Here is a 14,401-nt window from a genome sequence, read left to right on the forward strand (position 1 = left end):
CTGTAGGGGGTAGAGCACTGTTTCGGCTAGGGGGTCATCCCGACTTACCAAACCGATGCAAACTCCGAATACCTACAAGTGCCGAGCATGGGAGACACACGGCGGGTGCTAACGTCCGTCGTGAAAAGGGAAACAACCCAGACCGTCAGCTAAGGTCCCAAAGTTATGGTTAAGTGGGAAACGATGTGGGAAGGCTTAGACAGCTAGGAGGTTGGCTTAGAAGCAGCCACCCTTTAAAGAAAGCGTAATAGCTCACTAGTCGAGTCGGCCTGCGCGGAAGATGTAACGGGGCTCAAACCATACACCGAAGCTACGGGTATCACCTTCGGGTGATGCGGTAGAGGAGCGTTCTGTAAGCCTGTGAAGGTGAGTTGAGAAGCTTGCTGGAGGTATCAGAAGTGCGAATGCTGACATGAGTAACGACAATGGGTGTGAAAAACACCCACGCCGAAAGACCAAGGTTTCCTGCGCAACGTTAATCGACGCAGGGTTAGTCGGTCCCTAAGGCGAGGCTGAAAAGCGTAGTCGATGGAAAACAGGTTAATATTCCTGTACTTCTGGTTATTGCGATGGAGGGACGGAGAAGGCTAGGCCAGCTTGGCGTTGGTTGTCCAAGTTTAAGGTGGTAGGCTGAGATCTTAGGTAAATCCGGGATCTTAAGGCCGAGAGCTGATGACGAGTTATCTTTTAGATGACGAAGTGGTTGATGCCATGCTTCCAAGAAAAGCTTCTAAGCTTCAGGTAACCAGGAACCGTACCCCAAACCGACACAGGTGGTTGGGTAGAGAATACCAAGGCGCTTGAGAGAACTCGGGTGAAGGAACTAGGCAAAATGGCACCGTAACTTCGGGAGAAGGTGCGCCGGTGAGGGTGAAGGACTTGCTCCGTAAGCTCATGCCGGTCGAAGATACCAGGCCGCTGCGACTGTTTATTAAAAACACAGCACTCTGCAAACACGAAAGTGGACGTATAGGGTGTGACGCCTGCCCGGTGCCGGAAGGTTAATTGATGGGGTTAGCTAACGCGAAGCTCTTGATCGAAGCCCCGGTAAACGGCGGCCGTAACTATAACGGTCCTAAGGTAGCGAAATTCCTTGTCGGGTAAGTTCCGACCTGCACGAATGGCGTAACGATGGCGGCGCTGTCTCCACCCGAGACTCAGTGAAATTGAAATCGCTGTGAAGATGCAGTGTATCCGCGGCTAGACGGAAAGACCCCGTGAACCTTTACTATAGCTTTGCACTGGACTTTGAATTTGCTTGTGTAGGATAGGTGGGAGGCTTTGAAGCGTGGACGCCAGTCTGCGTGGAGCCAACCTTGAAATACCACCCTGGCAACTTTGAGGTTCTAACTCAGGTCCGTTATCCGGATCGAGGACAGTGTATGGTGGGTAGTTTGACTGGGGCGGTCTCCTCCTAAAGAGTAACGGAGGAGTACGAAGGTGCGCTCAGACCGGTCGGAAATCGGTCGTAGAGTATAAAGGCAAAAGCGCGCTTGACTGCGAGACAGACACGTCGAGCAGGTACGAAAGTAGGTCTTAGTGATCCGGTGGTTCTGTATGGAAGGGCCATCGCTCAACGGATAAAAGGTACTCCGGGGATAACAGGCTGATACCGCCCAAGAGTTCATATCGACGGCGGTGTTTGGCACCTCGATGTCGGCTCATCACATCCTGGGGCTGAAGCCGGTCCCAAGGGTATGGCTGTTCGCCATTTAAAGTGGTACGCGAGCTGGGTTTAGAACGTCGTGAGACAGTTCGGTCCCTATCTGCCGTGGACGTTTGAGATTTGAGAGGGGCTGCTCCTAGTACGAGAGGACCGGAGTGGACGAACCTCTGGTGTTCCGGTTGTCACGCCAGTGGCATTGCCGGGTAGCTATGTTCGGAAAAGATAACCGCTGAAAGCATCTAAGCGGGAAACTTGCCTCAAGATGAGATCTCACTGGAACCTTGAGTTCCCTGAAGGGCCGTCGAAGACTACGACGTTGATAGGTTGGGTGTGTAAGCGCTGTGAGGCGTTGAGCTAACCAATACTAATTGCCCGTGAGGCTTGACCATATAACACCCAAGCAATTTGACTACTCGAAAGAGCATCAGATTGCGGTGTGTGAAGACGAAACGAACCGAAAGTTCGACCGCCCCTAAAAAGGCAGCACAAAACACCGAAAACTATCCCATACCCAATTTGCTGAAGCGAGGCCATCTGGCCACGATTCGGTACCCGAATTTCTTGACGACCATAGAGCGTTGGAACCACCTGATCCCATCCCGAACTCAGCAGTGAAACGATGCATCGCCGATGGTAGTGTGGGGTTTCCCCATGTGAGAGTAGGTCATCGTCAAGATTAAATTCCGAAACCCCAATTGCGAAAGCAGTTGGGGTTTTGTTTTAGTAGAAGTAACCGTTTTTGCTGGCTTGTTACCGTGTTGACGAGCCAGATACAGAATTTCTTGACGACCATAGAGCGTTGGAACCACCTGATCCCATCCCGAACTCAGTAGTGAAACGATGCATCGCCGATGGTAGTGTGGGGTTTCCCCATGTGAGAGTAGGTCATCGTCAAGATTAAATTCCGAGACCCCTGTCTGCTAACGCAGACAGGGGTTTTGTCATTTCAGGGTCAGTATAAATCCATCATCAAACTGCTTTGCGTGCCTTGCTGATACGTCGAGCCTGCCATTTGCGCCACCAGATATAGACGCCAGTCCCTGACAATCCCGCAATCAAAATACCTAACACCGCGATCATTACTTGCCCTGCAACGCCAATGATCCGTCCTCCATGTATCGGTAACTGCAACCGATAGAACTGCTCCCCCAACGTTCCCTGTCCTGCGATTTCCTGCCCTAACAACCGACCGTCCGTGCCGTGAAAGAACAACCAGGATTTGCCATGTGCATCCGTATCGTGTTGGCCAAATCCGGCACCGTAGAAGTTGTACTCAAAGCTGTAATACAGCTCCCCGATTGCCGCTGTCAGTCCTAATCGTCTCCCCTCCTGTAACGCCCTCTCGTATGCTTGTTGATAACTCAATTGCGTCACGCCTAACTCCGCAGGAGGCATTCGTCCTCGGGCCTCATACACGCTCGGCTCAATCGGTGAAAACAGCGACACAGCAGGCTTGAACACCTGACTCGGCAGGTTCATCGCCACACTGCTGATGGCGATCGGCAGCAACAACAGCCACAACCACAATCCTCCCGCACGATGCAGGTCGAAGTTAAGCCGATAAGCATGCCCGCCCTTGACCTTCCACGCCGTCGACCACTTCTTCCAGAACGGCTTTCCACGCGGTAGCGTCAGCCATAACGCTACAAAGCAATCGATCACCCAAGCGATGGCAACCAACCCCATCAACCACAATCCCCAGTTGCCCGGCAATGTCAGGTTGTAATGAAACTCAAGAATGAACGGGACGAAATTCTCCCGCTGAAAACAGCACTCACCCCAGTAACGCTGACCTTTCTGCTGCGCATTCACCGGGTCCAGATAGAACACCTGATTACGCTCATCAAACGGCTTGCCAGTTGCTGGATCATTACGCGGCACCGCTGCCAGCAGCGCCGTATGGCCAGCCTCATGCGGATACTCCATGTACCAGACCTGCAACTTCGGATGCGCGGACTGCACCGCATCAACCAGTTCGCCCGGTGGCAATCGTGATCCCTGAGCAGGCGCTGAGTAGAACTGCGGATTCAACCATTCATCCAGCTCATGATTGAAAGCAAGAATGCTTCCGGTGATTCCGGCCAGCAACAAAAACACCGCGGTCGCCAAGCCGATATAGCGATGCAACAACACTAAAAACGCGCGCATGAAAATTTCCCCACAGAGACGACAAAGCCAGCCCCCGAACTTCAGGGGCTGGCTTTTTTATGCACAGGACAAACGTTTAGAACTGGTAGCTGACCGTTGCCGCGACATTGCGCTCTTCACCCATGTAGCAGAAGTTCAGACTGGCGCAGGAAGCCACATAAGACTCGTTGGTCAGGTTGTTCGCATTCAGGCGTACGTCCACGCCCTTCAAACCAACCTTGCCCAGGTCATAGCCGATCGAGGCGTCGAACAGTGTGTAAGACGGTACTTTCAGGGTGTTTTCCGCATCCGCCCAGCTGTAGCCGACATAGCGCACGCCGCCGCCCAGACGCAGGCCATCCAGCGCTGCGCTGTCGAACTTGTAGTCCGCCCACAATGACGCCATGTGTCGCGGCGCCTGCGTCGGCGAGTTGCCTTTGTTTTCGATCACATCGGTCGCGGTGCTCAGCGTACTGACCATCGACTTCGAATATTCGATGTCGGTGAAGGTGTAGCTGCCGAGGACTTTCAGGTTGTCGGTCAACTGCATGTGCGCTTCCAGTTCCAGCCCCTGGGAGCGCACAGCGCCGACAGCGCGATAGAAGTTTTCCTGCGGCAGTTTGGTCGCCAGGTTTTCCTGATCAATGCGGAACACAGAGGCGGTGAACAGATTGTCAGTGCCCGGCGGCTGGTATTTAAGGCCCGCTTCCCACTGCGTACCATCGGTCGGCGCCAACGGATTACCAGCGCTGTCGGCGTACGAGTTCGGGTTGAACGACTCGGAGTAACTGATGTAAGGCGCCAAGCCGTTATCGAACAGATACAAAGCTCCGGCGCGGCCGGTCAATTTGGTGCGACGGTCGTTGATCTCGGTACCGACCGGACGGCCCGCTTCGGCGATGCGGTTTTCATCCGACGTCTCGACCCAGTCCTGGCGCAGGCCGAGCGAGAAGCGCCATTTGTCCATTTCGATCAGGTCTTGCAGGTACACCCCGGTCTGCTCCAGGCGACGCAGATAGCTGGTCTCGCCATACATATCAATTGCCGAATTGCCATACACCGGGTTGAACGCGTTGATCGGTGCGAGGCCGCCGCTGGTCCAGTCAACCACGGTTTTACGCCGCTGATAGTCCGCGCCCATCAGTACCGTGTGTTTGGTCGCGCCGGTAAAAAATTCCGCCTGGAGCATGTTGTCGACGATGAACGCATGAAGACGCTCATCACCGCCGGTGTAGTAGCGATTCAGCTCGTTGCTGGTTGGCGTGGTCCAGCCATAGGCGTAGACCTGATCCATGCTCACTTTGGAGTCCAGGTAACGGAAGTTCTGCCGCGCGGTGAAGACGTCGTTGAAGCGGTGTTCGAATTGATAACCGAACGACTGCTGATCACGCGAGTAGCCATCAATGCTCGGCTCACCCTCGAAGAAGTGCGGCGAGATTCGGTTGCCATTGCGTTGATGGACCGTGCCATCTGCCGGCACGCCGCCGTGGTAGCCGCCATCCGGATCGTGTTGCAGATAGGCCTGCAGTGTCAGCGAAGTATCTTCGTTGAAATCGATGCTGACGGTCGGCGCCAGTGCAAAGCGCTTTTCTTTATTGTGGTCGAATTGCGTGTCGGACTGATCCGTCAAACCGATCAGGCGATAGGCGATGTGCTTTTCGTCATCGACCGGGCCGCTGAAGTCAAAACCGACCCCGCGCTGCCCCTGCGTACCGACCGTGGCCTGAACCTGATGGTAGGCCTCATACAAAGGCTTCTTGCTGGTCAGTGCGACCAGACCGCCCGGTGAACTGCGGCCATACAACACCGACGATGGGCCCTTGAGAATATCTACGCGCTCGAGGAAATACGGGTCGACCTGCATGGTGCTGTAGGTGCCGCTATCGCCCATCGACTTGAGGCCGTCGAGGTAGATGTTATCCACCGAACCGTCGTTGAAACCGCGCATTGCCACATAGTCGTAACGGTGCGTGGCGCCATACGGATTGGTCAGCACACCAGGGGTATAACGCATCGCTTGTGAAACGGTTTGCGAGCCTTGATCGTCCATTTGCTCGCGCGTCACCACGGACACGCTTTGCGAGGTTTCCAGCAGTGCGGTACTGGTTTTGGTGGCGATCTGACTGTGTGTCGCGTTGTAGCCGTCCATGCTGCCCAACGCATTGCCGAGGGCGAAGCCTCTGATGTCGGTGGTCGGCAAGGCCAGCGCCTCGGTTTCGGCGAGCGGACGCAGGATATAGCTGCTGCCATCCTGACTGATTGCCTCCAGACCGGAACCTCCGAGCAAATGGCTTAGTGCCTGATCAGTCGAGTATTCCCCCTGTACACCCGGCGACTGCCGGCCCTGCGTCTGCTGCGGCGTCATCGACAAGGTAATGCCCGCCTGGCGCGCGAACTGATTCAGCGCCTCAGCCAACGGCCCGGCAACGATGTTGTAGCGATGGCTCAATTCACTGGCATTGGTAGGGGCCGCGAGGCTCAGGCTCGGCAGCACACCGACGCCCAGTGCGGTGGAAAACAGCGCAGCCCGGACGGCGTGGCGCAACAAGCCCGATTCGACAGTGAAATTCAGAGGGTTCTTACCGGTGGCGCGGACAGTCATTGTAGGTTTCCGTAGGAAGTCGCAAACGCTTGAGTTGAAGTGCTTACTGACTAAGCCGGACCGACTGCAAAAACCCGCCAAAAAAATTTCAAACCGTACGTTCCAGGCTCACCCACCAGCGGGTGCGATAGCGCAGTTGCACCGGCAAGGTCTGCGGCAGAATCGCCAAAAGCTTATCGGTGTCCTCCAGCCGAAATACGCCGGACAGGCGCAAGTCAGCGGCGTTCGCCGCACAGTTCAGAAAGCCCTGACGATAACGCCCGACTTCATTGAGAAAATCGCCCAGACGCATATTGCGCGTGACGATCATGCCATCGACCCACGCGCCGACATCCATATCCAGCGCCGGCGCCGGGCGTATTTGATGGTGATCGATCAGATAACTCTGCCCGGCGAGTGCCTCGATGGAAGTCCCGCCGGCGTGAATGGCCACTTGGCCACTGGTGACGCTGAGCCGCGTGCAATCGCTTTGCTGACGCAGGATGAACCGCGCGTCTTGCGGCTCGTAGATGCCGTGGCGACTTTGTACGCGCAGCGGTCGGTCGAACGAGGCGCCCTCATCTGCGCCGCCACAAGTGACGATGATTTCGCCACGGGTCAGTTTGATCAGCCGTTGTTGCGCGGTGTAATCCAGATCCACCGCACTGGCGGTATTGAGCTCGATCCGCGTGCCGTCCGGTAACTGGAAACTGCGCCGCTCGCCGGTTGCCGTGGCGTAATCGGCGCTCCACTGCTGCCAGGCAGCAGTGTCTTTCGCTAGCCAGGCGGCCGAGCCCATCAGCAATGCCCCGGACAACAGCTTCAAGGCCTGACGACGACCCAAGCCCTGAGCGCTGTTTTCCAAAGTGTTGAACGCTACTTGCGCACCGGGCACCGCGCGCAGGTTATTGCTCAATTCTGCCTGCAACGACTGCACCCGTTGCCAGGCCAACTCATGCTCATGATGTTCGGCGCGCCACTGTTCACACTGACGATTGAGCCGTGTATTGCCGTGGTTATTACGCAGGCGCAGCAACCAGTGAATGGCCTGCTTGACCACTTTTTGCTGCGGTTCGGCGCGTCGGCCGAGTGAGAGGTTATCCACAGGCATCAGCTTTCATACCGCAGCACATAACAGTGATACAGCGCATCGGCGACGTAACGCTCCACCGTGCGCAAGGAAACGCTCATCTGCTCGGCAATCTGCTTGTGGCTCAAACCTTCGCACTGCGCCAACAGAAATGCCTGACGTACCTTCGGCTTCAGTCCTTCAAGCATACGCGCGATGCTTTCCAGCAATTCGATCACCAGGGCTCGGGATTCGGCGCTCGGCGTCTCGGCCTCGGGCAAGTGAGCGATGGTTTCCAGATAGGCGCGTTCGATCTCTTCGCGGCGCCAGTGATCAATTACCAGGCCGCGCGCAATGGTTCGCAGGAAGGCGCGGGGCGCTTTGAGTTCGAGGCGTTCGGTGCGTTGCAGCAGACGCACGAAAGTGTCCTGCGCCAGATCAGCCGCATCCGCGGCATTACCCAGCCGGGCGCGCAGCCAGGCATTGAGCCAGCCATGATGATTACTGTAGAGCGCCTGCACTGCAAACTCAGGAGAGGACATGAACGCGACAGCCCGAACGTCACAAATGATAATTAGTCGCATTGTTATCAAGGGTTACAGGATTTGCAACTGCCGCTCGAACATCAGTCCTAAAAAATCAGGCCGCGGATGCTCTGGATCACCGTTCGGCGGGAATCTGCGAGAAATACCGTGCATTTGAATCGCAGCCCTAAGTTTTCCCGCCAACGTGCCGACAGACTGGTGAGACATGCGTGCACCAAAGTAGAGCGGCCTGAAGAACGCTGCCTGCGCTGTACATGGAATGTTGCATCCGGAACGCATCCCCACTTTTGGCATAAGAAGTCCCATGAAATGAATCTCAAGTTCAGCCATAAAATCCTGTTGGCCGCCTCGGGCGTCGTGGTCCTGGCGTTCGCGCTGTTCACCCTCTACAACGACTATCTGCAGCGAAACACCATTCGCCAGAACCTTCAGTCTTCTGTGCAGCAGGCCGGTGATCTGACCGCCAGCAGCGTGCAGAACTGGATGAGCGGGCGAATTCTGGTACTGGAAAACCTCGCGCAGAACGTTGCTCATCAGGGCAAGGACGCCGACTTCCCGGGCCTGGTCGATCAACCGGCCTTTACCTCGAACTTTCAGTTCACTTACGTCGGTCAAGCCAACGGTGTGTTCACCCAGCGTCCTGACGCGAAGATGCCGGATGGTTATGACCCACGTCAGCGCCCTTGGTACAAGCAAGCGGTAGTCGCCGACAAAACCATGCTGACCCCGCCTTACATGGCTGCGGTCGGTGGCCTGGTGGTGACCATCGCCATGCCGGTGAAAAAAAACGGCGAGTTGCTGGGTGTGGTGGGGGGTGACCTGAGCCTGGAAACTCTGGTGAAGATCATCAACTCGGTGGATTTCGGTGGCCTCGGCCATGCGTTCCTGGTCAGCGCTGACGGTCAGGTGATCGTCAGCCCGGACAAAGATCAGGTCATGAAGAACCTCAAGGACATCTACCCGAACTCCAGCGTGCGCATAGAAAAGGGCAACCAGAACGTGGTGCTCAATGGCCAGGAACGTATCCTCTCGTTCACCCCGGTCACCGGTCTGCCGAATGCCGAGTGGTACATCGGTCTGTCGATTGATCGCGACAAAGCCTACGCGGCACTCAGCCAGTTCCGTACCTCGGCGCTGATTGCGATGTTCGTAGCGGTAGCCGCCATTGCCGTGTTCCTGAGCCTGCTGATCACGGTGTTGATGCGTCCGCTGACCACCATGGGTCGTGCGATGCAGGACATTGCTCAGGGCGAAGGTGATCTGACCCGTCGTCTGGTCGTGGAAGGCAAAGATGAGTTCGCTGAATTGGGGAGTTCGTTCAACCAGTTCGTTGAGCGTATTCACGCATCGATCAGCGAGGTGTCTTCGGCAACCCGTCAGGTTCATGACCTGTCGCAACGCGTAATGGCCTCGTCCAACGCCTCTATCGTTGGTTCGGACGAGCAAAGTGCGCGCACCAACAGCGTCGCAGCCGCGATCAACGAACTGGGTGCTGCCACTCAGGAAATCGCCCGCAACGCCGCCGACGCTTCGCAGCACGCCAGCGGCGCCAGCGAACAGGCCGATGACGGCCGTCAGGTGGTTGAGCAAACCATCCTGGCGATGACCGAGTTGTCGCAGAAGATCAGCCTGTCGTGCACCCAGATCGAAACGCTGAATGCGAGCACTGACAACATCGGCCACATTCTTGATGTGATCAAAGGCATCTCTCAGCAGACCAACCTTCTGGCGCTCAACGCAGCGATCGAAGCGGCGCGTGCCGGTGAAGCCGGTCGTGGTTTTGCGGTAGTGGCGGACGAGGTGCGTAATCTTGCTCATCGCACGCAGGAATCGGCGGAAGAGATCCACAAGATGATCACGTCCTTGCAGGTCGGTTCGCGTGAAGCGGTGAGCACCATGAACGCCAGTCAGGCGTCCAGCGAGCAGAGCGTTGAAGTGGCCAACCAGGCCGGTTTGCGTCTGGTCAGCGTGACCCAGCGCATCGGCGAAATCGACGGCATGAACCAGTCGGTGGCTGCAGCGACCGAAGAGCAGACCGCGGTGGTGGAAACCCTCAACGTCGACGTTAATCAGATCAACCTGTTGAACCAGCAGAGCGTGGCCAACCTCAACGAAACGTTGAAGGATTGTGATGCGTTGTCGCAACAGGCCAATCGCCTGAAGCAGTTGGTGGACAGCTTCAAGATCTGATTTTCAAACGCGAGACCGCGTTTTCGTTCATCGCGAGCAGGCTCACGCCTACACGTGAATCGGGTTTCCCGGTCACTGTAGGCGTGAGCCTGCTGACGATCCTAGCGTGTGGTTTTGCGGCTTTGCCCGGCAGGGCTGGCAAGGAAGCGCGTGATCACCTCGACGCCCCGGTTGAGGTGTTGCACCAGCAACGTCACCGATCCCTCGACATCTCCATCACGCACCGTTTGCAGCATGGCGCGGTGGTCATCCTGAGAAATCTTGCCCAGCCCCATGGCTTCAAGGTTGAAGCGCAGGAAACGCTCCTCTTCATTAAGGCCGTCTTCCACTAGGCGCAACAGACGCTTGTTGGGTGCCTTGCTGTACAGCGTCATGTGGAACAAACGATTGAGCCGGCCGATTTCGCTGTAGTCCTGCTGGTTTTCGAGTTCATCGATCAGGTTGGCAGCGCGCTCGATATCGGTAGCCGCAAGCAACGGAATCGACTGACGCAGCGCTTCGGATTCCAGCAGGATCCGCAGCTCATAGGTTTGCGTTGCATCGTCCTGAATCAACGCCGCCACCACGGCGCCTTTGTGCGCAGTGACGTTCAGCAGCGCTTGCGCTTCGAGCTGGCGCAGGGCTTCACGCACCGGCATGCGGCTGACGCCGAACAGGTCGGCCAGATCTTGTTGGCGCAGGGCCGTGCCGCATGGCAGGCGACCGTCGAGGATTGCTGCGCGCAGGGTTTCTTCAATGATCGCGCGGGCCAAATGTGCGGGAATCGGCCCATCGACTTTGATGCTGTGCAGCGGTTTGGGCTTCTGTGTCACGAAAACGCCCCCTGTCTTCCGACTTGATTGGATCCAAAGAAGCTAGTGATTGATCTACAGGTTGTCAAATCGTGTAAAGGAATACCGTATTACACAAGTTTAGCGCGGCACCGATGATCTCAGGGTGCCATTGTTTTTTACCCGGCTAAGCTTCACCATCAAACGCTTTCCCTCCTGCCCCCTGGAAACCTGTTGTGGCGGTACGTTTCGCGATCCCCCGGACTCTGCGCTGGCTAGGCTGCGCACTGCTGCTGGCCGGCGTCATGCTGGGCGGTCTGCATGCCGATTGGGATTTTTCCGCGATCAGCCGCAAGGCCACGGCGCTTTACGGACCGCTGGGCGCCGGGCAGCAGCGCATCGATGCCTGGCAGAATCTGCTGGCCACGCAGAAACAGGTCAGCGAGATGGAAAAGCTCAAAGTGGTTAACCTGTTTTTCAATAAACAGATGCGCTACGTCGAAGACATCGATCTATGGGGCGAAGTCGATTATTGGGAAACCCCCATCGAAGCACTGTGGAAGGGCGCCGGCGACTGCGAAGACTATGCAATCGCCAAGTACTTCAGCCTGCGTCACCTAGGCGTTTCCAGTGACAAGCTGCGCATCACCTACGTCAAGGCACTGCGCCAGAACCGCGCGCACATGGTGCTGACTTACTATGCCACCCCCGATGCCATGCCGCTGGTGCTCGACAGCCTGATCGATCCGATCCAGCCGGCGTCGCAGCGAACCGATTTGCTGCCGGTCTACTCTTTCAATGCTGAAGGTCTGTATTTGCCGGGGGCCAAAGGCAACAAGAAGGTCGGCGACACCAAACGCCTGTCACGCTGGCAGGATGTGTTGAAGAAAATGCAGGCCGAAGGTTTCCCGGTCGAAACGATTAACTAGGAGCACGCGCTCAGATGTCTTTGTTCAAACAGCTGTTGATCGCTATCTGTCTGTTCCTGGTGATTGCCTTCACCGGCAGCTTCATGGTCAGTCTGGAGAGCTCGCGTACCCAGTACGTCAACCAGTTGCGCTCCCACGCTCAGGATGCCGCGACGGCGCTGGCGCTGTCGTTGACGCCGAATATCGATGACCCGGCGATGGTCGAGTTGCTGGTCAGTTCGATTTTCGACAGCGGTTACTACGCGAGCATCCGCGTCGTCGATCTGAAGACCGATCAGACCATCGTCGAGCGCAACGGCATTCCGGCCGTCACCAATGTGCCGGACTGGTTCGTCAAACTGATTGGCCTGGAACCGGCCGGTGGCGACGCGCTGGTCAGCCGTGGCTGGGAGCAGGCCGCCAGGGTCGAGGTGGTCAGCCACCCGATGTTTGCCGTGGCCAAGTTGTGGCAAAGCGCGTTGGGCAGCCTCGGCTGGCTGCTGATCTGCGGCGCAGTGAGTGCGGTGCTCGGCGCGTTGCTGTTGCGCCGGCAGTTGAAGCCATTGGATTACATGGTCAAGCAGTCCCACGCCATTGCCCGTCGCGAATTCCTCAGCCTGCCGGAGCTGCCGCGCACCCCGGAACTGCGGCGCGTGGTGCAGGCGATGAACCAGATGGTCGAGAAGCTCAAGGCGCTGTTTCAGGAGCAGGCCGAACGCAGTGAAAAACTTCGCGCCGAGTCTTATCAGGACAACCTCACGGGGCTGGCCAACCGACGCTATTTCGAGATGCAGTTGAACAATCGGGTGAGTAACCCGGAGCAGGCCAGTTCTGGCTATCTGCTGCTGTTGCGGGTCAAGGATCTGGCCGGCCTCAACCAGCGTCTGGGTGGTCAGCGCACCGATGAACTGTTGAAAGCGGTCGGCGAACAACTGTCGCGCGAGTGCGCCAAGTACCCGGAAACGCAGAATCTCGTCACCCGTATTCGCGGCGGTGAATTCGCCGTGCTGGCGCCGGGACTGGTCCGTGAAGAAGCGCTGCAACTGGCGCAAAACCTCGACGCCGCGCTCGGCAGTTTGCACGCCACGGGCGCGACGGATGTGGCGGCGGTGGCGTCGATTGGTCTGGCGCCGTTCGCTCATGGCGATTCGCCGCAAGCGGTACTCAGCCTTGGCGATCAGGCATTGGCGCAGGCCGAAGGCCAGGGCGAGCAGAATTGGGCGTGTCTCGATCAGAGCCTCACTGCAGGCGTTGGCGACGATCACCACGCCTGGCATCGCTTGCTTGATCAGGCCTTGAGTCAGCAGCGCTTTGAGTTGTATTTCCAACCGGTGGTGGCCACGCAGGACACGCAACTGGTGCTGCATTACAAAGTGCTCTCTCGCTTGCTCGATGATCAGGGCCAGACCATCCCGGCCGGGCGTTTCCTGCCGTGGCTGGAGCGTTTTGGCTGGACCGCGCGGCTGGATCGCCTGATGCTCGAACGCGTGCTCGAACAGATGAAAGAGCACGAGGATTCGCTGGCGCTGAACCTGTCTTCAGCGACCCTGGCCGATCCACAGGCGTTGAACAAAGTCTTCGAGATTTTGCGCGCGCATTCCAACCTCGGCGCGCGCCTGACCCTGGAAATCGGCGAGGAACAGTTGCCGGAGCAAGCAGTGCTGGAACAGCTGACCCGGCGCCTGCGCGAGCTCAGCTTCTCGCTGAGCCTGCAACGCTTCGGCGGACGTTTCAGCATGATCGGCAACCTGGCGCGGTTGGGGCTGGCGTACTTGAAGATCGATGGCAGCTACATTCGTGCGATCGATCAGGAGAGTGACAAGCGTTTGTTCATCGAGGCGATCCAGCGTGCGGCGCACAGCATCGATCTGCCGCTGATTGCCGAGCGGGTCGAGACGGAAGGGGAGTTGGCGGTGATTCGCGAGATGGGGTTGTATGGCGTTCAGGGGCAGCTGTTCGGTGAGCCCAAGCCATGGCGTTGAGTCATTGAAAAACGGCCCTCACCCTAGCCCCCTCCCGGAGGGAGAGGGGACTGATTGGGGGATATTCGGGAGATACACCGACGTGAGCAACTTGTTTCGAATCCATAATCGACTCGGTTTTTCAGGTCGATGTATGACGCCAGACACTTCGGTCAGCTCCCTCTCCCCCCGGGAGAGGGCTGGGGTGAGGGGCTTTTGATTCTGAGCGGATCAGATCAACCCTGTCTCTTCATCATCAATCAACTGACTCAACCCGCCCAACGCTTCCCGCGCCTGAGTCCGGTCCATCAGTTTGGCCTGTGCCGCCGGTGGCAGGTCGGTGACGCGGATCACGCCTTTCTGGGTCAGCACCTGAATCAGGTCGTCGAGTACCCGAATCATCTCGAAGTCGCTCTGCTTGAGCTGTTTCAGGCTGGTTTCCACGACCTCGTTGGCGAACCATGCCTGGATTTCATGGCTGTCGGCCGGCAGCGTTTCCGTGGCTTCGGCGTAGGCCGCGGCTTCCACGCGAATCAACAGACCTTGCGCATCGCGTTGCACGTAAAACATTGAGCATCCCTCAG

General features: G+C 57.3%; 10 protein-coding genes and 3 rRNA genes (1 of these 13 running past the window's edge). 6 read left to right on the forward strand and 7 right to left on the reverse strand.

Annotation, left to right across the window (positions count from 1 at the left end):
- The 3 genes from JFT81_RS24560 to rrf (JFT81_RS24570) all read left to right on the forward strand — a co-directional run.
- Positions 1–2,055, forward strand: a 23S ribosomal RNA gene (locus JFT81_RS24560); it begins 839 nt to the left of the window's first position.
- Positions 2,056–2,226: 171 nt separating this feature from the next.
- Positions 2,227–2,342: ribosomal RNA gene (gene rrf, locus JFT81_RS24565) — 5S ribosomal RNA — on the forward strand.
- A gap of 105 nt (positions 2,343–2,447) precedes the next feature.
- Positions 2,448–2,563 (forward strand): 5S ribosomal RNA (rrf, locus tag JFT81_RS24570).
- Positions 2,564–2,635: 72 nt separating this feature from the next.
- Here rrf (JFT81_RS24570) and JFT81_RS24575 read toward each other — a convergent pair.
- The 5 genes from JFT81_RS24575 to JFT81_RS24595 form a co-directional block, all read right to left on the reverse strand.
- On the reverse strand, positions 2,636–3,814 hold the full coding sequence (locus JFT81_RS24575) for a PepSY domain-containing protein (RefSeq protein ID WP_201229664.1): 1,179 nt from the start codon (positions 3,812–3,814) through the stop codon (positions 2,636–2,638).
- A gap of 76 nt (positions 3,815–3,890) precedes the next feature.
- A complete protein-coding gene (locus JFT81_RS24580) occupies positions 3,891–6,395 on the reverse strand; it encodes a TonB-dependent siderophore receptor (RefSeq protein WP_201229665.1) in 2,505 nt (834 codons plus the stop codon).
- Between the two features lie 88 nt (positions 6,396–6,483).
- Positions 6,484–7,485, reverse strand: a complete 1,002-nt coding sequence (locus JFT81_RS24585) for a FecR family protein (protein ID WP_201199438.1) — start codon at positions 7,483–7,485, stop codon at positions 6,484–6,486.
- The gene (locus JFT81_RS24590) at positions 7,485–7,985 is read right to left on the reverse strand and encodes a sigma-70 family RNA polymerase sigma factor (RefSeq protein WP_201229666.1); all 501 of its coding nucleotides are present in this window, start codon (positions 7,983–7,985) and stop codon (positions 7,485–7,487) included. Before JFT81_RS24590 ends, JFT81_RS24585 begins: the two co-directional genes overlap by 1 nt.
- Before the next feature lie 54 nt (positions 7,986–8,039).
- Entirely contained in the window at positions 8,040–8,318 is a 279-nt protein-coding gene (locus JFT81_RS24595; RefSeq protein WP_201229667.1) for a hypothetical protein, read from the reverse strand.
- On the opposite strand from JFT81_RS24595, the gene JFT81_RS24600 reads away from it, so the two are divergent.
- The gene (locus JFT81_RS24600) at positions 8,298–10,178 is read left to right on the forward strand and encodes a methyl-accepting chemotaxis protein (RefSeq protein WP_201229668.1); all 1,881 of its coding nucleotides are present in this window, start codon (positions 8,298–8,300) and stop codon (positions 10,176–10,178) included. The two genes, JFT81_RS24595 and JFT81_RS24600, sit on opposite strands and share 21 nt — an antisense overlap.
- 101 nt (positions 10,179–10,279) lie before the next feature.
- Here the strand turns inward: JFT81_RS24600 and JFT81_RS24605 are convergent, their stop codons facing one another.
- Positions 10,280–10,990: a GntR family transcriptional regulator gene (locus JFT81_RS24605; protein ID WP_201199441.1), complete on the reverse strand. Its 711-nt coding sequence runs from the start codon at positions 10,988–10,990 to the stop codon at positions 10,280–10,282.
- Between the two features lie 194 nt (positions 10,991–11,184).
- Here JFT81_RS24605 and lapG point away from each other — a divergent pair, with 194 nt between their 5' ends.
- Both lapG and lapD read left to right on the forward strand, forming a co-directional pair.
- Positions 11,185–11,877, forward strand: coding sequence for a cysteine protease LapG (lapG, locus tag JFT81_RS24610; protein WP_201148189.1), 693 nt, complete (start codon positions 11,185–11,187; stop codon positions 11,875–11,877).
- 14 nt (positions 11,878–11,891) lie between these two features.
- Positions 11,892–13,838 (forward strand): cyclic di-GMP receptor LapD, encoded by a 1,947-nt coding sequence (gene lapD / locus JFT81_RS24615; RefSeq protein WP_201229669.1) that lies wholly within the window; start codon positions 11,892–11,894, stop codon positions 13,836–13,838.
- 210 nt (positions 13,839–14,048) lie between these two features.
- Here lapD and JFT81_RS24620 read toward each other — a convergent pair whose 3' ends face one another.
- Positions 14,049–14,387, reverse strand: coding sequence for a hypothetical protein (locus tag JFT81_RS24620; RefSeq protein WP_008087037.1), 339 nt, complete (start codon positions 14,385–14,387; stop codon positions 14,049–14,051).
- Positions 14,388–14,401: the final 14 nt, after the last annotated feature.

Origin of the sequence: Pseudomonas sp. TH43, from assembly GCF_016650635.1 — a bacterium.
Classification (GTDB): domain Bacteria; phylum Pseudomonadota; class Gammaproteobacteria; order Pseudomonadales; family Pseudomonadaceae; genus Aquipseudomonas.